Source organism: Enterococcus sp. DJ147D b, from assembly GCF_058216655.1.
This window is the reverse complement of record NZ_CM177104.1, coordinates 1,169,787-1,196,696: the sequence shown is the minus strand read 5'-3', so window position 1 is coordinate 1,196,696 and position 26,910 is coordinate 1,169,787. Positions and strand designations below refer to the sequence as shown.

General features: G+C 34.7%; 21 protein-coding genes, 2 tRNA genes and 1 riboswitch. Of the genes, 5 read left to right on the top strand and 18 right to left on the bottom strand.

The features are described from left to right. Positions 1–255 precede the first annotated feature (255 nt). The 5 genes from AC4BD1_RS05735 to AC4BD1_RS05715 all read right to left on the bottom strand — a co-directional run bounded on the left by AC4BD1_RS05735 (position 256) and on the right by AC4BD1_RS05715 (position 8,197). Positions 256–1,821, bottom strand: a complete 1,566-nt coding sequence (locus tag AC4BD1_RS05735) for a phosphatase PAP2/LCP family protein (protein WP_490485969.1) — start codon at positions 1,819–1,821, stop codon at positions 256–258. A gap of 43 nt (positions 1,822–1,864) precedes the next feature. Beyond that, entirely contained in the window at positions 1,865–3,016 is a 1,152-nt protein-coding gene (locus tag AC4BD1_RS05730; protein ID WP_490485968.1) for an FtsW/RodA/SpoVE family cell cycle protein, read from the bottom strand. Continuing rightward, positions 2,994–4,136 (bottom strand): FtsW/RodA/SpoVE family cell cycle protein, encoded by a 1,143-nt coding sequence (locus AC4BD1_RS05725; protein WP_490485967.1) that lies wholly within the window; start codon positions 4,134–4,136, stop codon positions 2,994–2,996. Before AC4BD1_RS05725 ends, AC4BD1_RS05730 begins: the two co-directional genes overlap by 23 nt. Positions 4,137–4,250: 114 nt before the next feature. After that, positions 4,251–4,418, bottom strand: a riboswitch (M-box (ykoK) riboswitch). A gap of 328 nt (positions 4,419–4,746) precedes the next feature. Next, positions 4,747–7,485, bottom strand: a complete 2,739-nt coding sequence (locus AC4BD1_RS05720; RefSeq protein WP_490485966.1) for an ABC transporter permease — start codon at positions 7,483–7,485, stop codon at positions 4,747–4,749. Positions 7,486–7,495: 10 nt separating this feature from the next. After that, entirely contained in the window at positions 7,496–8,197 is a 702-nt protein-coding gene (locus AC4BD1_RS05715) for an ABC transporter ATP-binding protein (protein ID WP_206909017.1), read from the bottom strand. A 159-nt stretch (positions 8,198–8,356) separates the two neighbouring features. On the opposite strand from AC4BD1_RS05715, the gene AC4BD1_RS05710 reads away from it, so the two are divergent. The 3 genes from AC4BD1_RS05710 (at position 8,357) to AC4BD1_RS05700 (ending at position 10,313) form a co-directional block, all read left to right on the top strand. Continuing rightward, positions 8,357–8,908, top strand: a complete 552-nt coding sequence (locus tag AC4BD1_RS05710) for a TetR/AcrR family transcriptional regulator (protein ID WP_490467209.1) — start codon at positions 8,357–8,359, stop codon at positions 8,906–8,908. 466 nt (positions 8,909–9,374) lie between these two features. Then, positions 9,375–9,989 carry a CPBP family intramembrane glutamic endopeptidase gene (locus AC4BD1_RS05705; RefSeq protein WP_490467208.1) on the top strand — a complete coding sequence of 205 codons (615 nt, stop codon included), beginning with the start codon at positions 9,375–9,377 and terminating at the stop codon, positions 9,987–9,989. 117 nt (positions 9,990–10,106) lie between these two features. Next, positions 10,107–10,313: a DUF3955 domain-containing protein gene (locus tag AC4BD1_RS05700; protein WP_490467207.1), complete on the top strand. Its 207-nt coding sequence runs from the start codon at positions 10,107–10,109 to the stop codon at positions 10,311–10,313. Between the two features lie 483 nt (positions 10,314–10,796). Here AC4BD1_RS05700 and AC4BD1_RS05695 read toward each other — a convergent pair whose 3' ends face one another. The 3 genes from AC4BD1_RS05695 to AC4BD1_RS05685 form a co-directional block, all read right to left on the bottom strand. Next, complete coding sequence (locus AC4BD1_RS05695) at positions 10,797–10,979, bottom strand: hypothetical protein (RefSeq protein ID WP_490467206.1); 183 nt, start codon at positions 10,977–10,979, stop codon at positions 10,797–10,799. Positions 10,980–11,749: 770 nt separating this feature from the next. Continuing rightward, a complete protein-coding gene (locus AC4BD1_RS05690) occupies positions 11,750–13,201 on the bottom strand; it encodes a catalase (RefSeq protein ID WP_206909005.1) in 1,452 nt (483 codons plus the stop codon). A gap of 151 nt (positions 13,202–13,352) precedes the next feature. Then, positions 13,353–14,306 carry an alpha/beta hydrolase gene (locus tag AC4BD1_RS05685; RefSeq protein WP_206909003.1) on the bottom strand — a complete coding sequence of 318 codons (954 nt, stop codon included), beginning with the start codon at positions 14,304–14,306 and terminating at the stop codon, positions 13,353–13,355. Positions 14,307–16,086: 1,780 nt separating this feature from the next. Here AC4BD1_RS05685 and AC4BD1_RS05680 point away from each other — a divergent pair. Then, positions 16,087–16,245 carry a hypothetical protein gene (locus AC4BD1_RS05680; protein WP_206909001.1) on the top strand — a complete coding sequence of 53 codons (159 nt, stop codon included), beginning with the start codon at positions 16,087–16,089 and terminating at the stop codon, positions 16,243–16,245. Between the two features lie 41 nt (positions 16,246–16,286). Here the strand turns inward: AC4BD1_RS05680 and AC4BD1_RS05675 are convergent. The 7 genes from AC4BD1_RS05675 to AC4BD1_RS05645 form a co-directional block, all read right to left on the bottom strand. After that, positions 16,287–16,360, bottom strand: a tRNA-Ile gene (locus tag AC4BD1_RS05675). Positions 16,361–17,361: 1,001 nt separating this feature from the next. Then, complete coding sequence (locus tag AC4BD1_RS05670) at positions 17,362–18,216, bottom strand: aldo/keto reductase (protein ID WP_490485965.1); 855 nt, start codon at positions 18,214–18,216, stop codon at positions 17,362–17,364. Positions 18,217–18,386: 170 nt separating this feature from the next. After that, on the bottom strand, positions 18,387–18,701 hold the full coding sequence (locus AC4BD1_RS05665) for a carboxymuconolactone decarboxylase family protein (protein ID WP_206908997.1): 315 nt from the start codon (positions 18,699–18,701) through the stop codon (positions 18,387–18,389). Between the two features lie 15 nt (positions 18,702–18,716). Then, positions 18,717–19,130 carry a cupin domain-containing protein gene (locus tag AC4BD1_RS05660; RefSeq protein ID WP_490467203.1) on the bottom strand — a complete coding sequence of 138 codons (414 nt, stop codon included), beginning with the start codon at positions 19,128–19,130 and terminating at the stop codon, positions 18,717–18,719. A gap of 31 nt (positions 19,131–19,161) precedes the next feature. Then, positions 19,162–19,674 carry a flavodoxin gene (locus tag AC4BD1_RS05655; RefSeq protein WP_490467202.1) on the bottom strand — a complete coding sequence of 171 codons (513 nt, stop codon included), beginning with the start codon at positions 19,672–19,674 and terminating at the stop codon, positions 19,162–19,164. Between the two features lie 97 nt (positions 19,675–19,771). Beyond that, positions 19,772–20,653 carry a LysR family transcriptional regulator gene (locus AC4BD1_RS05650; protein WP_206908991.1) on the bottom strand — a complete coding sequence of 294 codons (882 nt, stop codon included), beginning with the start codon at positions 20,651–20,653 and terminating at the stop codon, positions 19,772–19,774. 246 nt (positions 20,654–20,899) lie between these two features. Further along, positions 20,900–22,114 (bottom strand): MFS transporter, encoded by a 1,215-nt coding sequence (locus AC4BD1_RS05645; RefSeq protein WP_490467201.1) that lies wholly within the window; start codon positions 22,112–22,114, stop codon positions 20,900–20,902. A gap of 280 nt (positions 22,115–22,394) precedes the next feature. Here AC4BD1_RS05645 and AC4BD1_RS05640 point away from each other — a divergent pair, with 280 nt between their 5' ends. Next, complete coding sequence (locus tag AC4BD1_RS05640) at positions 22,395–23,147, top strand: MerR family transcriptional regulator (RefSeq protein WP_490467200.1); 753 nt, start codon at positions 22,395–22,397, stop codon at positions 23,145–23,147. Positions 23,148–24,013: 866 nt separating this feature from the next. On the opposite strand, the gene AC4BD1_RS05635 is transcribed toward AC4BD1_RS05640, so the two are convergent. The 3 genes from AC4BD1_RS05635 to AC4BD1_RS05625 form a co-directional block, all read right to left on the bottom strand. Beyond that, a complete protein-coding gene (locus tag AC4BD1_RS05635) occupies positions 24,014–24,346 on the bottom strand; it encodes an antibiotic biosynthesis monooxygenase family protein (protein WP_490467199.1) in 333 nt (110 codons plus the stop codon). Between the two features lie 31 nt (positions 24,347–24,377). Next, positions 24,378–24,451 (bottom strand) — tRNA-Ile (locus AC4BD1_RS05630). Between the two features lie 256 nt (positions 24,452–24,707). Further along, positions 24,708–26,090 carry a DUF6270 domain-containing protein gene (locus AC4BD1_RS05625; protein ID WP_490467198.1) on the bottom strand — a complete coding sequence of 461 codons (1,383 nt, stop codon included), beginning with the start codon at positions 26,088–26,090 and terminating at the stop codon, positions 24,708–24,710. Between the last annotated feature and the right edge of the window lie 820 nt (positions 26,091–26,910).

Genomic DNA, 26,910 nt, shown 5'->3' with positions numbered 1-26,910 from the left:
GAAAATTATGATATTACTTCTCGTTCTGCTCTGATACTTCAAGCAGATTTATTGATTGAAACTTATTTGGTACTATATTTTTAATCATTGAGCACAAAATCTAGGTTTCGTATAAAACGCATAAAGGACCTACCCAATTTATAGATAGGTCTTTATGTGTTTTATACGTGAATAAATTTTATCTCTTCAATTAATTATTTGTTCCTAATACACCGCGTATTCGTTTTTAATTTGTCTCCTGACTAGGCTCCTTCGTCACAAGTGTAGTTGTTTATGCAATAAATCTTTCACTCTTTGAACTTCTTCTACCGGTATTCTTTGGTAAGATATTCCATCTTGTCCAGTAATTCCATCTCCCGTAAAACCTTCACCTTGGACTTGTTCACTGTCAATAGTTGTTAAACAAGAATAATAACCTGTTAAGATTTTTTGCATTTGGTCGAAGGTCAGATCCGTCTTCCCATTCTCTCCAATGCCATCCATAATTTTCTGATAACTAAAAACACTTTTCGTTGATAGCATTTTATCTATTAGCAATTCCATTACTTCTCGTTGTCTACCTTGACGACCATAATCACCTTTAGGATCTTCATAACGCATTCGCGAATATTGTAATGCTTCCCAACCATCCAAATGTTGCTTCCCTTTTGGAAAATCAATTCCTTCAGCTGAAAAAGCAAAATCATTATCTACAGTGACTCCACCTACTGCGTCTACCAGTGTCTGCAACCCGTCCATATTGACCGACACATAATGATGAATTGGGATATCTAAAAATGTTTCAACAGTATTCATAATCATTTCTGGCCCACCAATCGAATGTGCGTGATTGATTTTATCTTCGTAATCTGCCCCAACGATTTCTACAAACGAATCTCGTGGAATACTTACTAAAGTTGTTTTCTTCGTCTGATTATTCAAAGTTGCCACCATAATCGTGTTTGCTCTGTAGTCCGTTTTTCTTTTTGAATCATTTGCAATGCCCAATAGTAAAATGCTCATTGGTTCTGAAGCTTCCGGCGCTTTCGTATTTCCTTTTCGTTCAACGGGTGAATACATTGAATCTGCCATTTTTTGACTACTGTGGTAAAAGCGCAAAGCAAAAACACTCAAACCAGAAACAATGATAACAAGCACAGTAACTAAACTTAGTAAAACTTTTTGTCCTGTTGAAAAACGACTTTTTCTAGTTTGCAGAATAGTGAATGTTTCTTGTCGTAAGTGTGGATAAAAAAGACCAGCTGTTCCAAAAGTCGTCCCATACCCAAGCAACAATCCAGTAAAAACATCACTGAAATAATGGACACCTAAGTAAATGCGACCACCAGCAATCACAGCTAATAAGAAACAGAAAACCAGTTTGATTGGTAAAGAAATCTTTTGATTGCTGAAAGCATAAATCACAACCATGGAACAAACAAATGTCATGATCAATACGGAGTGCCCACTTGGAAAACTGTAGGACGAACGTGCAAGATATTGCAATTGATCTGGGCGTGTTCGTTGGATCAAATGCTTTAAGACATAGCCAATACCACTAACAAATAGGAGATTCCCCAAACACCAAATTGCTAAAGATTTTCGATTCTTTCTTAGTAAAAAAATTGCTATTACGCCAAAAATAAGTAACATTGTACCAATCGTTGCTACCTTCGCTACCAAACCTATCAAAACAGTTATATAGGCATTATCGGGTAACCGATGTTGGATGAAAATTTGATCCACATGATGAAGCCATGGCGCATCCGTCATAACACCACTTGTAACTACGAGTAGTAAGAACAAAGCAGCAGTACTGTTCAAAAACAATTTCTTTCGCATAAAGTATCCTCACTTTTTATTCTTTTATTTTGTTCATAACAAGCTATTTTTTCTTGAATCCCATCGTGACACCTAACCCAATTCCTAACACAATCAGTGAAGTACCTCCTTGACTTAAAAAGGGTAATGGAATACCGGTTAGTGGCAATATGCCAATTGCTGCACCAATATTTTCAAAAATTTGAAACATCAGCCCAAAAACAAACGCTACTGCAAGATACAGATTCGCTTTGTTATTTGTCTTCAGCGCTGCAGAAAGTATTTGATAAAACAAATAAAAATATAGAAAAATAACAAATGCTGCGCCCATAAAGCCAAAGCCCTCACCAACTACGGTAAAGATCATATCTGATTCTCGAACTGGCACATACACAGAGATCCCGCTAATCCCACGTCCAAATAATCCCCCGCTACCAATTGCATAAAGACTTTGAACTTGCTGATACGCAATCGTGTCACGATATTGAAATGGATCGATCCACGCGCGAACACGATCTAATTGATAGGTCTTAAAATGTAAAGAGTAGAGCAACTTGTTTCCCCATTCGCTGAACACCAGAACTAACAATGTACCACCTAACATTGCACCGATGCTTGTGATGATCGTCAAGATTTTCCAATGTACCCCAGCAATAATAAACAGCGCACCTAGAATCGCAATAAAAACTAAACTTGTCCCAAAGTCTCGCTGCAGAAACATCAACAAAAAGGTAGGTAAACTGTACATGACAATTTTTCTTAAATAACCTAAGTCACTTTTCAAATCTCTTGCTAATTTTTTTTGAGGCCATTCCATTTCAAAACGAACTGTCAGACGTACCATAAAAAGAATAAAACTTAGTTTCATCAACTCAGAAGGCTGGAAAGAAAATGAGCCGATTCGCAACCACCGTTTTGTGTTTGTTAAAACATACATTGATGGATCATAAAACCAATATAAGAGAGCCATCAATCCCAGTGACAGCACATACAAAATTGGTGCATATCTTAGTAAAGTTGCTGCAGGAATTCTACTAGTCGCAACTAGCAAGATAAATGAAACTAGACAAAAAATCGTTTGTTTGAAGACAATATGCCTAACATCGACCCCATCCAAATCAGCAGCTTTTGCTTGCACTCCGATACTCATCAAATAAAAAAGGAAAATTGGCAAAAACAGAGAATAATTTAACTCATTGCTCAAACGTTTGACCATTTACGCTTACCTCCGAAGAGAATTTTAGACAGATTCCTAAAGCAATCGATAAGAACAAATAACTTGTTCCTCCATAACTGATGAATGGTAATGGAATTCCCGTCATTGGAATCATTCCTAAGATACTTGCAATATTAATACTTGTTTGTAAGAGCAACAAAGTCCCGACACCAAAATAAATCAGGCTAATTTGTTGACTAGTTTCTTTTGCAGCTAACATAAATAATCGAAGAATGATTAAAAAAAGAAGTGCTAACACGATTAGTCCGACGATAATTCCCAATTCTTCTACTAAAATCGAATAAATAAAATCTGTTTCTGCTACTGGTAAATATCCTTTTTTTGTAATACTATTTCCTAACCCGCGGCCAAAAAAACCACCATTATATAACGCATAATAGGAATGACTCATCTGAAATCCTTTTCCATAAGGATCTAAAAAAGGATCTCTCACTAACTGAATACGGTCATAGGTATGCATGAATAAATTTGGCAAAAGATCATGATTACCTAGAAAAAGGATTGTTCCTCCTACCACAGCAACTCCTGCAATGGTTGCGAAAAAAATGGCAATTGAAAACTGATAAGGCAACTGTGCTGTCGTAATGATGACTAGTGCGATTCCCCAAAGAATGATTGCACCTGTCACTTTCGGTTGAAATAAAATCAGCAACCCACTAAATAAAACAAGAGCATAAGGTACCCACATTTCCTTCTTCCTTCGTTCCACCCGAAAAAAATACGCTAGATAAAGAATCAATGCAACGTTTGTTATTTCAGAAGGCTGAAATTGAATACCAACTAACGAAACCCATCGTTGTGCACCGTTGATATTTACACCAATGACATAAACCAAAATCAAACTAACGATTCCCAAACCCAGCAGACTTTTGGCAAGGAATCCTTTTAATAAAATTTTCTTTTTTAGCCGATAAATGCCAGCAATCACAAACCAACTCATTCCTATAAAAATGGCTTGCTTATAAAACAGCGATAATGCATTCTGACCCTCAACTGTCAGTCTGTACGAACTTGCGCTGAACACAAGTAAGAGACCGACTACGCTTACGCCTAAATATGGTAATAATAATAGCCAGTCGATCGATTTTCTTTTTCTCACAATGTTCTCTCCCCTTTTTAAGCACCTGTTTAAGACGGGAGAGAAACAGTAAATAGCCTTAAAAAAAGGACACCAAACGTTAGCAAAAAAACTAACAAATCTGGTGTCCCACACAATTAATCTCATCGTCTGAGTTTTAGCACTAAACAACGTAAAGAATTACTCTTAGCTATTTTATGAAAAGCCTTAATCCGACAATTCCTATTTTACACATTGGCGTCTTTCGACGTTTCTGCGCAATAGCCTGTGTTTGTTTAGGAGCCTCACCTAACAAGTTTACTTATATTTAATTTCATAAAAATATTACTTTTTTTCTCGAAGAATATCAAAATAAATCGTAAAAAACCGAATCTTCTTTAGAGTTGCTTATGAAATCATTTAGAAAAAATTTATATTTGGCCAAAAATAAGCCAAATTCAGAAGTGAGAGTAAATAATGATAGAGCAGTTTGTTGAAAAATCTGTTTATGTAAAAAGACACAGGTCTATTCTTACCTCGCCATCAGACTAGCTAATCTTGTACTCTTTTTAAGAACTAGGTCAGTACATTCAACTCTAACGTAAAAAAGTTTTGTCAGGCACTTAACAGTGACAGACAAAACTTTTTTGTTTTACTCATTCGATTTCAAAGCACTAATCATATCAATTTCTTTTAACTTTTTGTGCGTGATGAACATCACGATAGCAGAAAAAATAATCGTCAAAGCACCTGAAACTAAATAGCCCATTTTCGGAATCAAAAGTGGAAAAGCCATATTGTCGGCGCTAGCCATCGTAATAATGAACCATGTCAAGACCTTACCAATACCACAGCCCAATAAGATCCCTACCAAAGTAAAAATGACGTTTTCCCGAATGATATACATCGTGACCTCTCCGTCAAAGAATCCTAAAACTTTGATTGTCGCTAATTCTCGTTCCCGCTCTGATACATTGATATTCGTCAGATTAAATAAAACAACAAAGGCTAACGTGCCTGATAAAACAATAAAAATCAAAACGACTGGACGTAAATTATCACTAGCAAAAGCTTGTTTACTTGCTTGAGTACTCATAAAAGTCGTTGTTGTCACTTGATTGGTAGCTTGTAATTGATTCGCTAATTTCGTTTCATCTTGAGAAGACATTTCATGACTTTTGAAGATGATCGTATTTTCAGTGAAATCTTTATCCATGACTTGTTGATAGTAGTTTTGATCCATATAAATTGTATTACCTAAGTAATTTTCAACGATTCCACTAATCTTTATTTTTACTTTTTTACCCTCATTATCTTGAATCGTCAGATTACTTCCGACCTTCGCGTTGTAAGCTTTCGCTACACCTTCCGTGACAACTGCTCCACCATTGGGGATCTCTACGGTTGTTTTTTTGTCTGTTTTTTTCAAAGTGAAATAATCTTTAGCACGATCCGTATCCTTAAAAGCATACAACGATGCACTTAAATCACTGACCCCATCTTTTTTGAATTTCACTTGATCAGCAAAAACATTCATACTACCTTTGACTTGGTCATGAGCCCTCAGCACTTCATTCGCTTTTTGGGCATCTCCCTCATCTTTCACCGTAACGATTCCTTGAAAGTGATTCAATTGCTTAAACTGAACATCCACCACCCCACCAATGGAATCTTGTAACCCGAACCCAGCTACCATTAAGCCCATACAGCCTGCTATCCCAAGAATCGTCAAAATTGCTCGAGCTTTATAGCGAAAAAGATTTCTGTACGTCACTTTTTGATTAAAACTCAATCGGCTCCATAAAGGTGTAATGTATTCTAACAAAATTCTTTTTCCAGGTTTTGGTGCTTTAGGCATCAAAAGCGCCATGGGTTTTTCCCGTAAATCTTTAACCAAGATATAAATAGTAGATACAACAGTTGCAAAAAGTGCCGCAAGTATTGCCACTAAAATCGGCCAAAACCAAAAATCCGTCGGGTAATTTTCAAAAACATAATTTTTTTTCAGCATGGTAAAAACTACAGGTGGCAGTCCTTTGGTTCCGATGATAACGCCTAAAACAGTTCCGACAGTTCCTGTCAATAGAGCATACAATAGATATTTTTGAGCGATTTCACTGTTTCGATAGCCCAATGCTTTCAACGTACCAATCTCTTTTCGATCTTCTTCAACCATACGTGTAATGGTAGTAAATGTAATCAAGATGCCAATCAAAAAGAAAAAAACTGGAAAGACATTCCCAATTGCATCGATCCGGTCTGATAAACTAGTAAACTCTGTAAAACCAGGATTTGAACTTCGTTGAGTCAGAAGGTAATTTGGCGTTTTGATAGACTCAACATCTTTTTTTGATTGGTCAATCTTCTCTTGCGCTTTTGATAACGTTTGTTGGTTTTCCATGAGCTCTGTCTGTTTTTCAGCAAGCCCTGTGGTAGCTTTTTCTAACTCACCTTGTGCTGACGCCAATTGTTCTTTCGCGATAGTTGGACCGTAAATCGTTTCAAGTTGCGCTTTTTGTTGTTCCAACTGTTGTTGTTGACTATTCAATTGTTCTTTCGCTGTATTCAGTTCATTCTGCCCATCAGTCAGCTTTTGTTGGTTTTCTTGTAATTCTTGTTCTCCTTTGATGATTTCTTGATTAGCTATCGCTTGCAACTCCGTTTTTCGTTGCTCTTTACGCTCATCAAAAAGTTTTTGTAATTTTTCCTCGTGAACGATCATTTGATCTTTATACACATCAGACATAATATCTTTCTCTTGTAAATCAGAGAAACGCAAATACAAAATAGAATAGGTTTCACTGGCAAAGGCAGTTTCAGGCAAGTAAACATATCCATCTATTGTCCCATCCCCTACGGTCGTCACACCACGTTCTTTTTTATCAACATATATAGGTGAAGACACATAACCCGTGACTGTAAAGTTCTCATCTTTTAATTGGCTATCTTTGATGGTGATTTTACTTTTGATGGGGTATTGTTCTTTTAAGCTCTCATCTATCAACAACTGTTGATTATTTTCTGGATAATTTCCTTGTAATAGTGTCAATTTATTTTGCTTTTTATCCTCAGCATAAGAATAAACTTGTAAATTACGATCTTGTTGCTCTTCCACATAAGGAAAACTATAACCTAATTCTCCCTTGGCACCAGCTATTTTTTCAGCAATAGCCAAATCTTCATTTGTCAGACCAGCAGTTCCTTGAATTTGTATATCTGAAACGTTATGGTTAGTAACAAATTCTTGGACAGTTTTTTCAAGATTTGGCCCGATGGATTTGATTCCTACAAACAATAAAACCCCCATGAAGATAATTAAAATGATTGCGATAAATCGTCCTAAACTTTGTCGAATATCGCGAAATACACTACGAATATAGAGATTTTTCATTTTTGTTCCCTCACCACTCAATCTCTGCCACAGGCAACGGGGTCTTGTTGATTTCTACCGAACGTACTTTGGCATCATTGATGTGAATAATCCGATCTGCCATTGGTGCGATTGCCGAATTGTGAGTAATTAAAAGTACTGTCCGTCCTTGTTTTTTAGCTACATTTTGTAATAACGTCAAGACTTGCTTTCCTGTTTCGTAATCAAGCGCTCCTGTCGGTTCATCACAGAGTAAAATTTTAGGATTTTTTGCTAACGCACGGGCAATTGCCACTCGTTGTTGTTCCCCACCAGAAAGTTGAGCTGGAAAGTTCTTCATCCGTTCGCCAAGACCAACTTGACGTAAGGTTTCCTCTACGCCTAAGGCATCTGGGGATACAGCAGTGGCTAACTCCACATTTTCTTTTGCAGTCAAGTTAGGAACTAAATTATAAAATTGAAAAACAAAACCTACATCCGTTCGTCGAAACTCCGTTAATTGTCGATTATTGAAATTTGCAATATCCACCCCATCAATGATAATCTGCCCCTCATCAGGTGTATCCATCCCACCCAAGATATTCAATACTGTTGATTTACCGGCACCACTAGGACCTAAAATCACAGCTAACTCCCCTTCTTCAACTGAGAAATTGATGTCGTTATTCGCTGTAATGGTTGTGTCCCCCATTTGATATCGTTTAAACTCATTCTTCACTTCAATATAGCTCATGTTTATTCACCTCGCCATGTTTTCAACACCCTGTTGATTATATACTCTGTTGTTAGTATAATCATTTCAATCACTCATGGCAATAAGCAAAGAACTTGGAGTTGTCATTGAGTAGACAAAATTTACTAATCTGTTCATTAAATGAAAGGAAGCTTACTCATGGCTGGAATCAAAAATAATCGTCGAACTATTTATACAAAAAAAATAATCAATGAAGCTTTTTTAAATTTGTTGTCTGAAAAGGAGCTCCAAAAAATAACTGTTACAGATATATGTAAATTAGCCGATGTCAATCGTGGTACTTTCTACAATTACTATACAGATACCATGGATCTGTTTCACCAAATCGAAGCACAACTTATCGAAAGAATTCTTCCCTTAATCAGAATCGACAGTGACGAAGAGTTGGCCTCATGGTTAAGTCGCCTAATTGCTATTTTAAAAGAAGCACAACCTCTTTCTTCTATTTTGACCCGCAATTACCAAGATAGTCACCTAATCAAAACTATTTTTCAAGAAGTACACGAGGTAGCCATTGAAAGTTTTGCTGCTCGATACCACGAAGACGATCCCCGATTGCTCGAATATTATTTCACTTATTTTGTCCGAGGTGTTCTAGGAACAGTGGATGAATGGTTGACCAATGATGATGGAACCAGTGCCGATGAGTTGAGCCGAGTGTTAGCTCAAGTCTTACCATCAGAGGACTAAAAAATTTTTTTAGTCTGTTCAATGCTTAACTGCCAATTGTTTAGTATCTTTTTAGTCGCTAAAATCGTTTTATCGATCACGCTATTCATTTGTGTATGAAAATAGCTATCTTTTTTGACTATTCAATTAACGCACATAGGTGAAGAAACATGATACTAATTTAAAAAATAAAGAATCACCATAAAAAGGGCACGAGTGACACTCGGGTCCTTTTTTTCTTTTAAAAATTTTATTTAAAGGTTTATTTATGATTAACTAATCCTCCTAAATATCTGATGGAATAAAGTGATCTTTTGTTTTTTACTTTGATCATAACTTGCAATCGATGTACGGCTCATTCTTGCGCTTTCCCAAAAGTTTAAACAACTAATCCAATTCAATTCTTAGCAAAAACATTTATATTGATTTTTTGTTGTTTATCTATATACTTACTTTATTCTTAATAATTTAAAAAGGTGTGATGCTTATGAAAAAAAAATCTTCTACTTTTCTTTTCTTTACCACGATAATTATTGGTCTGTCTTATTCATTTCTACCCTATTCAGGACTTAACAACACTGTTTTATCTGTACTGGGAACCTTTTGGAATTTATTGTTTGCTGGATTAGCAGGCTATTACTTGTTAAAAAATGATTTTTTATCACAGTTTAAACATTTTAGCTTTAAAGCTCTGCTTTGGGGGATCCCTCTGATATTTGTTTCAGGGACTTTATTTTCATTGGTTTATTCTTACTTTTTTGGTAAAGCAACAACAAACTCCATTGGAGAAACGATTTCATTCGTGATGATTTTTTTTCAAGTACCTTTCATGCTTATGGGAGAAGAATTATTAAGTACAAATATCCTAATTTCTCTTCAAAAAAAAGACATCTCATTCTTATGGTCAACAATTATTTGTAGTTTTCTTTTTGCTATGTGGCATATCCCGGCCTATGGATTCCATCCTTTACAGCTATTGATAACTTTGATGCCCGCTCGAATCGCTTTAAACTATATATGGAAAAAATCAAACAGTATTTGGGTTAGTTGGATTTGCCATTTTATATACGATTGTATAGGATTTCTGCCCTTCTTTTTTTAATAAACAATCTAAGGTCTTAGCTTTATTCTTGCTAATCAATTGATTCTAACATATTTGTCACTTCTATTTATTCTTAATATTTATCACCTATAATACAAAAATAAGGAGGAGATATTTATGAAAAAGTATAGCATTTCGATTTTATTTCTTATTGTATCTGTTCTATTGTTTATGACATCTGCAATTGTTGGCTCACAGCTTGATGCAAATGGTTGGTTGATTGAACCTGCATTCTTCTGTATTCCACTTGGCTATTTGTCATTTGCTGTTTCATTTATCACAGCACTCTATGTTTTCTTTAAAAGAAAAATAGTTCGTAGCTAATAGTTTTAGGTAAAAGAACGATCATGTGGTCGTTCTTTTTTTGAACAGTAAAGTTGATTCAACAAACTTTATTGTTCAATCTGGAAGTGAGTACTTTCCAATAAAGAACAAAAAATTTTACAAATAAAAGGTATATAGACCAGACATCTATATACCTAAAAAATGACTATACTAACTATTTTTTATTATAAACTGGAAACTTACAAGTTTTGAGCAATTATCACCATCTTTATATCCACTTTCTGAATAGAGTCGACTAGAAGGAGCTCCTCTCTCTTGATAAATTCATGTCCATACTAGACTTACTTATATATCGATTAATTATTCCACCTCTTCATAAAAATTGTACTAAGGTTTAAGTCACTCCTTTATTGTTACTTCCTAAACGAGCTAATTCTGTTAAAACGATGATATCTCCTTGTATAAATAAAAATACTGAGCGTGAAAAAAATCCCGACTTACACATTTTATTTAACAATCCCTTTAATCATTCTTTTCTTGTAATCCTATTAAAATATCTGTATATGTTTTATCTTCTATTTGTGTTACAAAATAAAATGACGGGGTTGACAATTCTGCATCTATTGCGACTATTTCTTCAATAAGTGCCCCGACTCCTTCTGCAAAATCTAATTCATTTTCTCCTGCTACTCTTACACCAATCATATTTTTTACTTCATAAAAAAAATTATGAATCCCTTCTCTTTAATTGTTAAAAGAGATTGAAATGATCTATTGTACATAATCCTTTGTATTTTTTTGTTAAGTCATTTCAAGTTTCCCAGTCATACATATTTTCAAAATAAAAATACTTTTCTTTCGCACAAAGTTCTCTTTCAAAACAATCAGAAATTATAATATCTGATTGTTCACGATTATCTATGAATGTAATGGAACTTCCAAAGAAATTGGTGAGTGTCTTTCGTATTAACCTATTAGATATATAATTTTTAGTATAATCAATATTTACTTTAATAGGACTAATTGGAAGTTTCCTATATAAAAGTAAAACTAAAACATAGACTAAATTCTTATGATTAGTTTTCTTAACTATCGGAAAAGAATAACCGGATAGTTCTTTCCTAAGAAGTTCTTCTAGTTACTATTCAAGTTTATCAATTCTTCTGTCTTATCTTTAGCATTTATCATCAAATGATTTTCAAAAAAAATTGGTGTTGAAATACCCATAGACTCTTCTAAAAATACCTACTAATGAGAATTCAGGTTATATGTAATATATTAAGCAATACTTACCTTATTACTAATAATACAACTGATTTGAATAGAACAGGTCATTCCATTCTTTTATCCTATGCAATTTCATTTACTTCTGGGATCTCAAAAAATAAATGCATTAAAAAAATAGTTTCAATAAATACTTAATGATGATCTTACATCATATAATATTTTTTATTGAAACTATTTCTTTATATTTTTTAGTTCACAATTTTATCTATTGGTATGTTTAGTACTTCCGCAACTCGGGTACCATACTCTGGGTCTGCTTGATAGAAATGCTTTGTTTGCATAATTTTTATGCTTTCTTTAGAAACTTGTCCCAAATTCAAACCAATTGTCTCAATCAATCTATCTTTTTCTTCATCAGGTAATAAGCGATATAATTTACCTGCTGCACTATAGTAGTCGGGTTTAGGATAAGAGTAGTTTCCACTAATCCCTGTTACCTTATCTCCTTGAATCTTCGCTGATGGCACTTCTTTAGGTCCGTTCTCGCCATTTGGTTCATAGTTCACTTGATCATCCTGACCTTGAACCATTGCACCATCTCTTTCATAACTGTGAACTGGGACAATTGGTCTGTTAACTGGTAGTTGCTCATAGTTTGCACCTATTCTATACCGTGCTGCATCCTTATATGCAAATAGACGTCCTTGTAGTAATTTATCTAAAGATGCTTCTACGCCGGGAACTAAATTAGCAGGTGAAAACGCTAGTTGCTCCATATCTTCAAAATAGTTTTCAGGATTTTTATTTAATGTAAATTTACCTATTTCAATCAATGGAAAATCTTTTTGTGAAACAACTTGAGTAACATCAAAAATATCATGTTTATATGCTAGCCCTTCTTCATACGGCAAAATTTGAACAAACACTGACCAAGATGGAAATTCTCCTTGCTCAATCGCATTAAACAAATCATTCTGCGCATAATCAAAATCTTTTCCAGACAACTCAGTTGCTAACTTATTAGTTAAATTTTTGATACCTTGATCAGTTCTAAAATGATACTTAACCCAAAATTGTTCATTTTTATTATTAACCCATTTGTAAGTATGACTCCCATAACCATGCATATACCGGTAACTTAATGGAATCCCTCTATCCGCCATCAAAATAGTAACTTGATGTGTGGCTTCAGGTGAATGAGCCCAAAAATCCCATTGCATATCTTGACTACGTGCGTGTGTTTTCGGATTTCTTTTTTGTGAATGAATAAAATCTGGAAATTTTAAGGGGTCATTAATGAAAAACACCGGTGTATTATTTCCCACTATGTCATAGTTTCCTTCTTGAGTATAAAATTTCAAAGCAAATCCGCGTACATCCCTATAAGTATCGGGATGACCTGACTCTCCTGCTACAACTGAAAATCGAGCAATCATTGGTGTTTTTTTTCCAACACCATTGAATATGTCAGCTTTTGTATATTCGCTCATGTCCTTAGTTAATTCAAAAACACCCTTTGCTCCAGCGCCCTTTGCATGTACTACTCTTTCAGGTATACGTTCTCGATTAAAATGTGCGAGTTTTTCTAAAAGCGCGTAGTCTTGTATTAATAGCGGACCTCTTTCTCCTGCAGACAATGAATGCTGATTATCAGCCCAAGGTTGACCTTCTTTTGTTGTCAAATTTTTATCATAATTCATAAACTTACACTCCTTTCATTGCGAGTCATACATTTTAACTTACTAAAAAATATATTAGGCAGTAAAAAATGATAATATTATCATTTCGCTAATATCACTTGACAAAAAATCTTGTACTATTCTTTGAATGTGTCAGATTACCGATGATTGATTATAAATTATTTCTACGGTTAATCCATTCCGTAGACAACGTCATAGCGGCTCTTGCGGCTTTTGTTTGATCCAATACATTGATCATTACGAAATCGTGAATCATCCCTTGGAATTGGACTTGTGTGACGTCAACTCCAGCTTCACGTAATTTCCGTGCATAAGCTTCACCTTCATCACGTAAAACATCTGCTTCACCGTTTAAGATCATCGCTGCTGGTAGTCCCTTCAATTCATCAAGAGTTGCTCGTAAAGGAGACGCAGTGATTTCTGCACGTTGTTTTTCATCAGTCGTATATTGATCCCAGAACCATTTCATGCCTTCTTTTGTTAAATAATAATCTTCTGCAAATTCGTTATAAGATTCCGTGTTAAAATTCGCGTCTGTTACAGGATAATACAATAATTGCTGGTTGATTGTCAGGCCATTACGTTGTTTTGTCATAATCGTCATTACTGTGGCCATATTTCCACCAACAGAATCACCTGCTACAGTTAAACGGGAAATGTCCATTTTTTTTGCTTCTGAAATTGTTGGTAATTGTTGTAAAATTGCGTAGTTTTGTTCAATGGCTGTTGGGTATTTTGCTTCTGGAGATAATGTATACTCTGGAAATACCACAACTGAATTCGTTCGAACAGCTAATTCTCGCACTAATTTATCATGTGTTTTGGCACTACCAAATACCCAACCGGCACCATGGATATAAAAAATTACAGGTAGAGTAGTATAATTGCCAGCTGGTCGAATAAACCGGACATTGATTGAGCCATATTTTCCAGTATCCATCAGTTGATCTTCGATATCTACATTATATTTATTAACAGGAGATTCTTGTACCTCTTCGAGTAATGCACGTCCATCTTTTGGCTCTAATTCATAGATACGTGGATGAGGGGCATTTGCCTCACTGAAATCAACTGCTGCTTTTTCTAATGAAATTCGTTTTGTCATTTTGAGTCACTCCTAAATGTTCTAGTTTTTCATTCAAGGAGTAAAGTATATCAAGTAAAAATTTAGCTAGAAATAAAAAAATGGACAAAATATATACAATTAAATATTTTATTCTTGCGTTATATTAAAAATAATTATTTTAGATATGCATTTTCTAATCATTTAATATTAATTTAACTAAATATTTTGTTTTTTAGTATCACGGTTTGAAAAATACTTCAAAATAAAGGACGTATCAATTTTTTCTTAATTGATGACATCTGTAGCTGTAGAAGTCACAATGCCAAGCCATTGTCTGGATTTCCATTCTCTTCGGTCATCAAATTTTCTACCTCTTATGCCACTGATTATGCAGAGCCTTCGATTCCCATTTCGTTGCATGATACATCGAATTTCCAGTAAGGTAACCTGTCAACCATAACTAGAAATTTGAATAATTCGTCCTTGTTCTTGTCCTCACATAATGGGAATGACAGAACGAATTAATTAAATCGAGCCAGTCAAATTTGTTACCAAAATATGATTGACTTTTGCATCTGTTAATTCTTCTGCAACTTTCAAAAATTACGCTTTTGGATCAGCTTGATCTAATCCTTTGTCTTTTGCCTACGATTCTACTTTATTGATTTGTTCATTCATTTTAAAAATTTTTTTTAAGTTCAGTTCATTTCTCTAGACTGTTTTTAATAAGTTCAACCACAATACGATATGTTTTTGCGTACTTGTTTTCCTCATGTGTTTCTTTCACTGCTAATTCAAATTCCTCTAAAGAGCCTTCGAAACAACCGCGTGTCACTGAAATGCTTCCTTCTTTATCTTTGAATGCTGTTAAAATGCCATTTTCACTACCGATCGGGTAAATAACTATAAAATCAGCATTACCGTAGGCCTTTGCATCACCGTAAACCTTTGAATCGTTGTAGACCCATGCATTACCATAAACGCTTAAATTACCTTCTTTTTCGATATATCCGCCTTTATCACCTTTTCGAACAGTCGAAAAATCCTTCAGTTACACATCATCTACAAAAGGATTAATATCCATGAATATCCATTTTCGGTTATCAATTACTGTGGACACTTACACTGATGTTACAAAAAATGAAAAAAGATACAGTAGATCTATTTGAAAGGATGTAAAAAAACAGCATGCTTTAATTTTCCCCATATAGTTGTGGGAAAGTCGTGAGAAAACACAACAAAAAAGACTAGCCAAATGGCTAGTCCTTTGCTACTTCTTAAGCTCATCCTCATCCATTTTCAGGACAGCCATGAAGACCTCTTTTCGCTAAATAAACTTTCAGTTCTTCTTAGCTTATTTCAAAATTCCCTTCAATATCCGTCAGTATCTCAAATGGTTGTTTATGCCCTTAAATCGACTTATCTCTCTTGATAATCTGAAAAATCCTTCGCCACTGATGGCAAATCGGCGACTAAATAAAAGTATCTTTATATTCAAAAGTACCTATTTCTCTTTTTGCTAAATCTTGTATTTTGGGAACCTTAACATACTTTTTTAATTTTAATAGCTATGTTCTTTTTAGCTTGATTAGATATATTCTATTTCTTTTAAAATCCTATAACACCAGCTTTTTACTATGTATTTTAGAGACAATTTACTACTATTTTACAATTCTTTAAAACATTTGCCTCTTTTTCTCCCCCTTTATATGACCTCCACGCTCATCAACTCTGGTGGGTTTTTGTTTTATTATATTTTATACATATGATATAGTTTTTTTAGAACCAAAAAGTAAATCATTTATTGGAGGAATTTATAATGCATACAGAACGTGACGGAGCAAAAGAAAATAGACGCTCTTTTGAAGAAGCCAGAAACAAACGAGATTTTGAATCTAACATTGACAAGGCCGAAGAAAAAGTGAATGAAGAAAAAGAGAAAAAGAAAGAAAAACGCTTTTTACGTGAACACAAATAATAAGATAAAAAAACTAGCTCATCACGAGCTAGTTTTTTTAATGTACCCTGTAGGACTCGAACCTACGACCGGACGGTTATGAGCCATCTGCTCTGACCAACTGAGCTAAGGGTACGTGTGCTGCCGTGGATGAGTCATTCATAAGCTAATGGACAATAAAGATAGAGCCCACGACAACATATCTATTTTACTTGAGTTAAAGTAATATGTCTATAGAAGCAAAAAAGACTCCGCCAAGGATGATTTGCTGGGATTTTTGAAAATATTCTAACTCTAAAAATAACTAGTTATCATATGGTCATAATATATAGATATAACTATACAGAAATAGTGGACAGGCTATCCAGTTACAGTTTAAACATTGCTGCAAAAAAATCACTTAAAAAAATAAGCCGACTACGAATATCAACAAAATTGCAACTATCCCAACTAAAACGACATATATAAAGTTAGCTTTCAAAAGTTGATTCTACTTTTCTTTTCCCTTACTATCCCAGCTTCTTTATTTAATATCAGTTTATAAATATTCTCAATTTCTTGATTCATTTCTTTCCTAAAAAACATCATACTGTTCCTCATCCATTTATCTTACTTAGTTAGTTTGTCTTCTAAACCTTGTAGTTTTTTCTTAAATTATCATAAAAACTTTTATCTCTAGTTCTAAAGAAGAGAGACTCCTGTTTAACAATATTGAGTATATTAGTCAACTCATCAATTTCTTCAATTTTTCCGCTCTGCGTCCTTTGAATACAAAAACTGCCAAACGCGTGTCGAATGTGGGGTTCCTATGAGTCACCCAAAAATTCTCCTACTAAAAAAATTCATTCAACTCTTTTTGCTTCTATCCCTTTCCATTATTACTGCAATCTAGGAGTGAGCATTTTTCAAAAAAAATAAAAAAGGCATACAGACAAAAAATGTCTATACACCTCACAAACGGTTAAGGCCAATAGATTTATCTTACTTTTCATAGATATGTTATATATAGCTATGAATGACGATGAACAAACACATGCATAATGATTTTGATTGAACAACTGCCTATAGATTTAACAGCTCGAGCTGATAATTATGATGAAATTCATCATGATTATTCGTAAATAGCAAATAAGTAAATTATTTGCTATAAACGGGAAACGAACTAGAATCTCCATAATTATCGATTCTTTCCATCTTTATCAACAGCTGTAAATCATCATTTGATACATTAAAATCAAGTTCTCCATTAGCTTTAATATGCTTTTTATTTGCTGATTTTGGTAAAGGTAACAATCCAAGTTCCAAGCAATAGCGAATCGCAAGCTGAGGAACGGAAACGCCGTATTTTTCAGCAATCTCTTTTATTTCTTCATTTTTCATTAACTCCCCATGTCCAACGGGTGAATAAGCTTCTACTAAAATGTCGTTTTCCTTACAAAAATCAATTAGTTCAAATGGCGTGTTGGAAATGTGTGCTAGAATTTGATTGACTGCTGGTTTGATAGTGGCATGTTCCAAGATATTTTCGACATCATGCTGATTAAAATTGGATAATCCAATCGCACGAACTTTGCCTTCTTTCACTGCCTCCTCTAATGCCTGCCAAGCTGCCACATTTCCTTCATCATAATTGGCTTCTCTAAATTCATCCCAAGGTTGGGGAGCATGGATAATCATCAAATCAATTGTCTCTAACCCAAGTTTTTCCAATGATTTATCAATCGATTTTGCTGCTGTCTCATAAGTTTTATGTTCCGCAGCTACTTTACTTGTCAAAAAGATTTCTGAACGGTCAATTCCAGAATTCCGAATAGCCTCACCAACCCCACGCTCGTTTCCGTAAGCTTGAGCTGTATCGATATGACGGTAGCCAATTTCTAAAGCATCCTTAACTGCTTGAACGACTGTGTCATCATCAATCATCCATGTTCCAAAGCCTACTTTTGGAATCAACATTCCATTATTCAATGAATAATTTTCTTGTAAAATCATATTTATTTCTCCTTTGAATTCTTTGTTTAATTTCTAGCTAAAAAATGTTACAAAATCTTGTGAATCGAATGAATTCATCCTATAACCATACAGTGTTCCTTTGATAAATTCTATTCTTTTATTTTAATCCTATTCAAAGTAATAAGATAACCAGCTTCTATCTCCAAAAGCTACTCTGCAAATATTTCTTTCGCCATTGAGAATCCACTCCAAGCTTTAGGCCAACCAGCATAGAAAGCCAAATGCGTAATCAAAGCAGTGATTTCTTCTTTGGTAACACCATTTTCTTTCGCAATTTTCAGATGTGCCTCAAGCTGAGGAGCACCCATCGCTAAAAGTGCGGAACAAGTAATCATACTCCGATCATGTGCAGACAATTCATTTTCTTTCGCCCACACTTCTCCAAAAAGCACATCATCATTTAATGCCGCAAATTGTGGTGCAAACTCACCTAACTGTTCTCTTCCTGCTGTTTGTTTTTTCATCAATATTCTCCTCCTTTATTTTTTTAAATTTTCATACCATTGGTCATCTACAGGTTCCAACCATTCCGGAGTGCCGGCAGTAATCGCAATATGTTCAAACCAGCTGTCTTTGGTAGCACCATGCCAATGTTTCACCCCGTCATGTGTGGTAATCACATCGCCTGCTTTTAAGAATTCGGCAGATTTTCCTTCTTCTTGATACCAACCTTCGCCCCCTGTTACAAGTAATAATTGAAAACCATCATGATGAATATGCCAGTTATTGCGACAGCCTGGTTCAAAAGTCACATTAGCTACACCCACATTAATTTTTGGATCAGAAATCAAACCTTGTAAGTAACTTTGTCCAATAAAATATTGCGCATAGGCATCATTTCTTTCTCCGATTGGAAAGATCACACCATTTTTTACTTCTTCATTTTTTGCCATTTTACATTCCTCCATGGATTTGATATTTTTTCTATTTATAGGCAAGCAACCAATTTTCAATTGCTACATCAGCTCGTTCAACTCGTGAACCACGAACAGGAAGTCCACTACGAATATCTGCATTCGGACACTGATTTTTAAGCTCATTCATGCTACTGCCAAACGCACTACCTTCATGGGTACAAAAGGGATAAATGGCTAGCCCATCTGTATCAAAATCTTCTAAAAATGTTGCTACAATCCTTGGATAACTTCCCCACCAATTGGGATAACCAAGAAAGAGCGTATCTATTTTTGAACGATCCAGTTCGATTTTCTGATAGGCAACTCGCCTATTTTCTTTTTTCTCATATTCGGCACACTTCACGGTTTCATCGTAACTCTCTGGATAGCATGCCATTTCCTTTAACTGAATCAAAGGGCAATTAAGCCGGTTGACAATTTTATGGGCCAGCACTTCTGTATTACCCATGCTAACTTTTTTTGAAATCCCATTGATGAAATTTTCACCGGCATGGGAGAAGTAGACCACAACTGGATTCAATTTGATTCCTCCTTGACAAATAAAAATGGGTCGTACGATTGATGTCCTCATCGTACAACCCATTTTTATTTACGTCTAATGCTTATTCCATATACCACTATGCTCCAAAAGCATGTTTGAAACGAGTAATAAATTCTTGAACGACTGGTGTTTGAATCCGTTCTTTCCATACTAGCATACAGTTCGTTTTGACCTCTGGTTCCATCGGAATAAATGTTGAATTTTTTAATTGCCGTTTGGACACTGCACCTTCAATCGTGAGGGCAGCACCTACTTTGTTTTCCACTAATGAAAAAATATTAAAGATTAAGTTGAAATTGCCGATAATATTTAGTTGATCCAAGGGTTTGCCACTCCAAGAAGTTAATAATTTCTGTACTTCTATCCGATTCGAACATAATAACGGGAAGCCGATAATATCTTTCGGTGTAAGTTTATCCTTTTTTGCTATAAACAATTCATTTGAAACTAAAAATCCCCATCTTTCTTCTCTAGGTAATTTCAAAACATTCACATCATTAAGTGTAATGGGGTCTAATAAAACGACTAAATCAAGGAGCCCCTTCTCCAAGCGATCACTGATATCATCGCTAGTTCCAGTCACAATATTAAAGCGCACATCGGGATAATCACTCACCATCTCTTCTAACATCATCGCCATGGTATCTGAGTTATCGGCCTCCACACACCCTATGACAATCGTTCCTTGCAACTGTTTTTTTCTCTTGTTAGAAAAATCTTGTTCTAACTTATCATTTAACTGAAGAATCTCGGCAGCTCGTTCCTTTAAAAAAATCCCCTCTGGCAAAAGAAAAAGCTGATTTTTTTCTCTATGAAATAATGGCATTCCCACTTGTTCTTCTAATTCACGAATCTGCCGACTTAAAGTTGGTTGAGTGATATTCAATAGTTTAGCTGCTCTTGAAATATTCCCTTCTTGAGCAACTGTCCAGAAATATCTTAATAACCTAATTTCCATATAAAATTGATTCACACCCTTTCGTTTTCATTCTATCTGATTAAAAGTATAACCTAACATCTATTCTTAAAACAAAAACATTTCTTCAGATATACTAATGCTACTTACTTGGGGAAGTTATCTATGCAAAACTACTCATTAACATCAGAATATCCTTAGCAGTGAAATCCAACACCATCATACCAATAAAAAAGCCGTTCGTAAGTAGCTATTGTCTTTCACTTTTGAGTTATATAGTATTCATTTCTATAGCTTTTTCATCAAAATATACAGTCCAAGTAATAGAATCAATCCAGCACAAGCAATCACCATCCACTGGATTTTGAGCACATCAGCCAATGGTCCAAACAACGCCGTTCCTAAGGGCATGAATCCGCTGTACATAACTCCCAGTAATCCAAAAACCCTTCCCTGCCTTTCTTCTGGTACATTTTCCTGTAGCATTGTTGTGATTGCCGATTGCACCATTGGGATGAAAAAGCTCATCAGAAATATGAATGTCGCAAACAGCCAAAAGGTATACGTGAAGCCGATAGCCAACGAAAATAGCCCAAAACCCAACAGACCTAATGAGAGTACCTTCCTTTTATCCTGAATGCCCACCAAAATACCCAATGAAATACCTCCCAACGCCATCCCCACAAAGCCCACCATTTCGTTCACTGTCAGATACATATAGCTTTCACCAAAAGTTCTCTCAATCATGAGTACCGTCAAAAAACTAGAGGGTACACTGAGGAAGATAAAGGTGCCAAAGGTAAGCAGTCCCTCTCTTACTAGTCGGTCGCTTCCCGCATAGGAAATGCCTGCTTTCATATCGTCAAAAAAGCTATCCTTTTGTTCCTGCCTCAAGTTCTTCTGTACTGGGATAGATACAAACCACAGGATGAAAATACCAATGACAGCCGTTGCCACATCAAACAGCAGTATCCAGTGAAAGGAACCAAGAGATAATAAAGCTCCTGCTACTGCCGGGGCGGCAAACTGCACAATGGACATCATGCTACTGTTGATGCCGTTGTAGCGCATCAAATGTTCTTCCGGCACGATTTGTGGGATGACCGCGCTAACCACCGGCGTTTGAATACCTGCACCGAGGGAGCGTAGCACCGATACCAAAATAAGCGGCATCAGAACGTTTGAGGTCCCTCCAAGCAAAAATATCAACGCCAGCAAAAGGGTTACCATTGCGATCCCAGCATCGGCTATAATAATCAGTCGTTTGCGGGGATAGCGGTCTGCCCATACACCCGCGAAAAATGATATCATCGTTTGTGGGATAGTGGATGCTAGAGTAAGCAAGGTTACCCATAATCCAGAAGATGTTTCCAATGCCACTTGCCAAATAATGGCCATCTGTACAATAGATGATCCAAACAAAGTGATTCCTTGGCTGATAATAAACAGGACAGTATTACACCACCATGTCTGTGACTGTTTTTCGATTTTATTTTGTTTCATTTGTAACCTCCTCATATTTTAATTTCAAAGAGTTCTCTGCTAAAATACCAATTGATGAAGCATATTTGTGATGTATAAACTTCATACTCATCGAATCATCCATCAACACTGTATAATTCCCAAATGTTTATATTTAGCTCTAAATTTCTTGAATCATAGTCTGTAAACATGCTCATTCCTTCCACATTTCATCCCCTACCTTGATTCTAGCAATCTTGAAAAAGCTGGTGGTATAGTGTAGGGTTGTTTTTAGCAAAAATCTTTAAAGGAGCTACCTTTTATGAATACCTACCGCACATCAGAGGTTGCAAAAATCATTGGCCTTCATCCCAACACCATTCGTAAATATGAAGAATGGGCACTAATTCCGCAGCCTCAGAGATTGCCAAATGGTTATCGCGTATATACAGATTTTCATGTAGACTTAATCAAACTATCCAGAAAAGCTTTTCAAATTGAGTTGCTTCATTCAAACTTACGCAAAACCATGATTGAAATGGTCAAAGCTGCCGCTAAGAAAGAATTTTTCGAAGCACACCATCAGCTACTTTGCTACCAGCAAATTATTGATGAAGAACTAAAAAAAGCACAAAAAGCCGCTGAAATTAGCGGTGAACTACTGTTACATATGAATTATCATCTTTCAATAAAATCATTCTCTCGCAAAGAAATCTCTGAACTTTTAGGGGTTTCGGTGGACTCACTACGAAATTGGGAACTAAATGGCTTGCTACGATCACAACGACTAAGCAATGGTCATCGCTACTACACAAATCTAGATGTAAACATTATTCGAATCATCAAAACTCTACGAGATGCGAAATATTCATTAGAAGCCATTCTACGTATGTTAAACGAGGTAAATAAAAATTCAGAAATATCGATTGTAGATACCCTTGATCAACCAGATGAACAAACCGAAATCATCTCTGTTTGTGATCAGTTAATTACTTCTCTTGGGACAGGAAAGAAGAATGCGAGAGAAATCAAAACAATGCTAAATGACTTGGAAAATAGATATTCTTGTGATTAAGTATTAAACGGTTGTCCTTGCTGTTGCACTATCTTAAGCTCTTTTACTCTTCATTCAAAGAGCAAAAAAAGTTGCTAAATGAAGAATTAAATAGGTGTTTTTCAAAGCAGACACTTTCTGTTATAAAATATAAAAGGTATATTGAATTAAGATTTCCAAATCCTCTCTTCTGCTATTTCTCAAAGTGATTCGTTTTACCTACCTGTGACAATAAGTTTTCAAACGGATTTTCGGCGTGTTGAAGTCTGTGGTTTGATGTGACAGATATAGACTTCGATAAAAAAATCGAACTGTTGAGTTATGGTTCAAGATGGAAAAGACTTTGGATTAAGAACGCCGAAAACAAAGGTTTCCTATAAGTTGTCGTTATTCACAAAGTTCTATGGTTATCCAATAATATCTATAAATACTATTATATTGAGAACCATTTTCCCTATAAATACTTATAGATACTAGAAAAGTTGCTCTCATCTTTTTTTATTTAGGCGAAAGAATGGTGAAATAAAGATGACTAAAAATAAACAAACTGAAGCTAACAAACGTTGGTAATAAAAAAATAAAGAGTGCAATAAATATCTTAGTCATCGTTCGCACATGCGCTCATTTATTAGAAAACAAGCTATTATAGAAGATATTCAAGAACTAGAACAGTTAATTGCAGAACAAAAAAAGCCCTCAGCCAGGGTTGATGGGTTGAGGGCTTTTAGTAGATTCAAATATCAGTTAATAATGTAACTTTTTACCGTGAAGGTGAATAAAATGCAATAGATAGTGTATGTACTGCCCCTCAAAAAATGATGTGCACCCCAAAAGATTAGACTAAAAATCTAATTTAAAGAGGTGCTTTTTTTAGTGAAATAAACGCCTTATTTTCTTATAAATGCGGAGTCTTTTGTAGAAATATCGTTTATATCTGTCACATATCTTTCGACTCTCATATGCAAATCATATTTTTCTCTAAGTTTAGTAATATGAGCCATCATTGGAGAATCATGATGTTTGTCTAATGCTTTCTGATCTATCCAACTATCAATTAGAAGAATTGTTTCCTCATCATCCATTGGAAAAAAGTATTCGTATTTAATATTACCATCTTCTCCACGTATATCATCTACAATTCCAGTTAAAATCATTTCTTTTGCAAATCTTTTTGCATTTCCATTTGTGCCACTATAATAAATATTTACAGTAATAGCCATTCCTCTACCTCCTTAAATATATTTCCATTTATGTCCCCTGTAGGACTCGAACCTACGACCGGACGGTTATGAGCCGTCTGCTCTGACCAACTGAGCTAAGAGTACTTGGGAGTCGCTGCGAGAGACTAGAATTTTTTTGGAATTAGATGATGTGAAAAAGGTTCCCACGGCAACGCCTTTATTTTACTGAACTTCAACTAGAATGTCTACGCCAAGTAAAAAATAGTCAAAACACGGTTAACAGGCTGTTGGCTAGTGGTTATACGACACAAGAAGTTGCTGAAAAACTCTCTGTTTCTGTCGGGACAGTCAATAATTTAACTGTTTATCGAGACGTACTCAATTGAGCACGCCTTAATTTTTATTCTATTATTTTTTTTATTTCAGTCATTTTATCTTTGTAGTATTCAGTTTCATAATGATTATAAGTCAAGCCGTCAGGGGATTTCGCTGAAGCCCTATATTTTCTACTATCAGTTTTCACGACATGGGCACGAGGAAATTCGTTTTTTAAAATATTAAAAAATGCTTCTGAAATAATATTTTTATTTCTTATCTCAGATGATCGTTTAACAAATTTTTTAACTTGCCCTTTCTCATCAAAATACTCGGTGGCAAGTACAACGTGATTCAAAATTAGTTTTTCTTCTGGCAAAATGCTCAATATTTCTTTTCTAAATTCGCCTACTGCTTTTTTGAATAATTCATTATATTTTCCAAAACTATTTAGTGGAGCTAACGTTTGAAACTTTCTACCATTTAAAAAGGATGTTTTATTCGAAACATAATTTGAAAATGTTACTATTTTATCATCTTCCAAGAAGCAAATACCTCTATCTACATCAGCGTAAATATCCAAAATTAAATAGTCTATGTCCAAATTTTTAAGATTGTAAAAAAATGAATTTTCAAGTTCATTTTTAACACTCGTTTGAACTGATTTTGGTTGATCCACAAAAATATCATGGGAAAATTTTTCTACTTGTTTTTTTTGTGTAATGGCAATTAAAGATGATTGAAATTGTGTACCCGTCACGTCAAAAAAATCTTTATAATTTTTATTGAAATACTCAGTTGACGTAAAAAGTCTTCTGCTATAACAAGAACCTAAAACAAATACCTTGGTTCGATATGTTGACTTAATTAGCGCTTCTCCAAAAACTCCTTTTGAGATATTGCTAGTCTCATCTTTAGGAGAGAATACACGATACGCGGGTTCATTTTCTCCAACAAAAAAGCTGGCTACTTGATTACTATCTGCAAAGAAATTGTCTAAGTGATCTTTTTTTACACTGAAAGTAATTGTGTTATTTTTTATATTGTATTGTGTTAAAAGCATACTTAAATTCAACATAGATGGATTACTATTTTCAATTGAGATAAACAAGTTGCTAACCGGTAATCTTGCTCGAGACAAATTAAAGTCAATTTGAAAAAGGTAAGAATCATCTTCAACAATAAATTTTTTTAAAACAAATCTGTTTTTAGATCTTATATATATTGATTTACTGCTAAACTTATTTTTGTAAATTTTAGCTTCAAAAACACTACTTATGTCAAAATATTCGTTATTTGTATCTTTTATATCGTCTTCATCATCTTCAAAATCAAGAATGTCTCCTTCTTTTAAGTTTTTTGTATTATTGATTTTTAACTGTCCATCAAAATATTCTATGTCAAAAGTATCACCATCATCGTGAAAAAAAACATTTTGAATTTTTCTTCTATACGCAACTTTTTTCAAAAAAACAACTCCTAAAAAATATATATTTACATTTTATCATACAAAATAATTAAGAGTTCGTTCCGTTAGAATATTTCCAACCATTTGCATCTGTACTCTCTCCTTTTGCTACTACGCCGTCTTATCAAAATGTGATTTGCTAGCAACGTATGTCCAGTGTCATTATTTAGTCGACAGGCTTCTTAAATCGTAAATGATGAAATAATCGAACTCGATAAACTTTTAGACTCGAACGTTAGCGTATGGTTATGTAAAAATAAATTTATTTCCCATACAACCGTGGGAAAGTCGTGGAAAAATGCAAAAATAGGTCTAGCTCAACGGCTAGACCCCTTACTATTTCTTCGGTTCATCCTCATCCATTTTCAGAACAGCCATGAAGGCTTCCTATAAGTTTTCGTTATTCACAAAGTTCTATTATTACCTAATAATATCTATAAATACTATTATACCAACTTCTTTATTAAGAACCTCTTTCTCTATAAATACTTATAGATACTAAAAAAGTTGGTATCATATTTTTTAATTAGGCGAAAAAATGGCGAAATAAATAAGCTTTTTTCATTTAATTATAGAAAAGTATTGCCTCTCTAAAAAGAGAGGCTATTTTTTATAGTTTATTCGCATTCAAACTTTACAAAAAGTAAGGGGAGTAAAAATATTGACTTATTATAACGTATGCTACTTTTAAATATTTACCAGAACCAGAACAGTAAAGATTATGAACAGAACATTAAGAGTTTGAAGTATACAAAGCATAAACTAATGACATTTGAGGATTTACTTGTTTTACTTAAGAAGCAAAATGAAATATAGCATA

Excerpts from the sequence above, each read along its gene's own strand:
- AC4BD1_RS05660 (WP_490467203.1), bottom strand. The coding sequence starts at position 19,130 with ATGGCAAAAAATGAAGAAGTAAAAAATGGTGTGATCTTTCCAATCGGA.
- AC4BD1_RS05685 (WP_206909003.1), bottom strand. The coding sequence starts at position 14,306 with ATGACAAAACGAATTTCATTAGAAAAAGCAGCAGTTGATTTCAGTGAG.
- AC4BD1_RS05635 (WP_490467199.1), bottom strand. The coding sequence starts at position 24,346 with ATGGCTATTACTGTAAATATTTATTATAGTGGCACAAATGGAAATGCA.
- AC4BD1_RS05680 (WP_206909001.1), top strand. The coding sequence starts at position 16,087 with ATGCATACAGAACGTGACGGAGCAAAAGAAAATAGACGCTCTTTTGAA.
- AC4BD1_RS05710 (WP_490467209.1), top strand. The coding sequence starts at position 8,357 with ATGGCTGGAATCAAAAATAATCGTCGAACTATTTATACAAAAAAAATA.
- AC4BD1_RS05720 (WP_490485966.1), bottom strand. The coding sequence starts at position 7,485 with ATGAAAAATCTCTATATTCGTAGTGTATTTCGCGATATTCGACAAAGT.
- AC4BD1_RS05665 (WP_206908997.1), bottom strand. The coding sequence starts at position 18,701 with ATGAAAAAACAAACAGCAGGAAGAGAACAGTTAGGTGAGTTTGCACCA.
- AC4BD1_RS05690 (WP_206909005.1), bottom strand. The coding sequence starts at position 13,201 with ATGAATTATGATAAAAATTTGACAACAAAAGAAGGTCAACCTTGGGCT.
- AC4BD1_RS05640 (WP_490467200.1), top strand. The coding sequence starts at position 22,395 with ATGAATACCTACCGCACATCAGAGGTTGCAAAAATCATTGGCCTTCAT.
- AC4BD1_RS05645 (WP_490467201.1), bottom strand. The coding sequence starts at position 22,114 with ATGAAACAAAATAAAATCGAAAAACAGTCACAGACATGGTGGTGTAAT.
- AC4BD1_RS05715 (WP_206909017.1), bottom strand. The coding sequence starts at position 8,197 with ATGAGCTATATTGAAGTGAAGAATGAGTTTAAACGATATCAAATGGGG.
- AC4BD1_RS05695 (WP_490467206.1), bottom strand. The coding sequence starts at position 10,979 with ATGATTGGTGTAAGAGTAGCAGGAGAAAATGAATTAGATTTTGCAGAA.
- AC4BD1_RS05670 (WP_490485965.1), bottom strand. The coding sequence starts at position 18,216 with ATGATTTTACAAGAAAATTATTCATTGAATAATGGAATGTTGATTCCA.
- AC4BD1_RS05650 (WP_206908991.1), bottom strand. The coding sequence starts at position 20,653 with ATGGAAATTAGGTTATTAAGATATTTCTGGACAGTTGCTCAAGAAGGG.
- AC4BD1_RS05705 (WP_490467208.1), top strand. The coding sequence starts at position 9,375 with ATGAAAAAAAAATCTTCTACTTTTCTTTTCTTTACCACGATAATTATT.
- AC4BD1_RS05730 (WP_490485968.1), bottom strand. The coding sequence starts at position 3,016 with ATGGTCAAACGTTTGAGCAATGAGTTAAATTATTCTCTGTTTTTGCCA.
- AC4BD1_RS05700 (WP_490467207.1), top strand. The coding sequence starts at position 10,107 with ATGAAAAAGTATAGCATTTCGATTTTATTTCTTATTGTATCTGTTCTA.
- AC4BD1_RS05735 (WP_490485969.1), bottom strand. The coding sequence starts at position 1,821 with ATGCGAAAGAAATTGTTTTTGAACAGTACTGCTGCTTTGTTCTTACTA.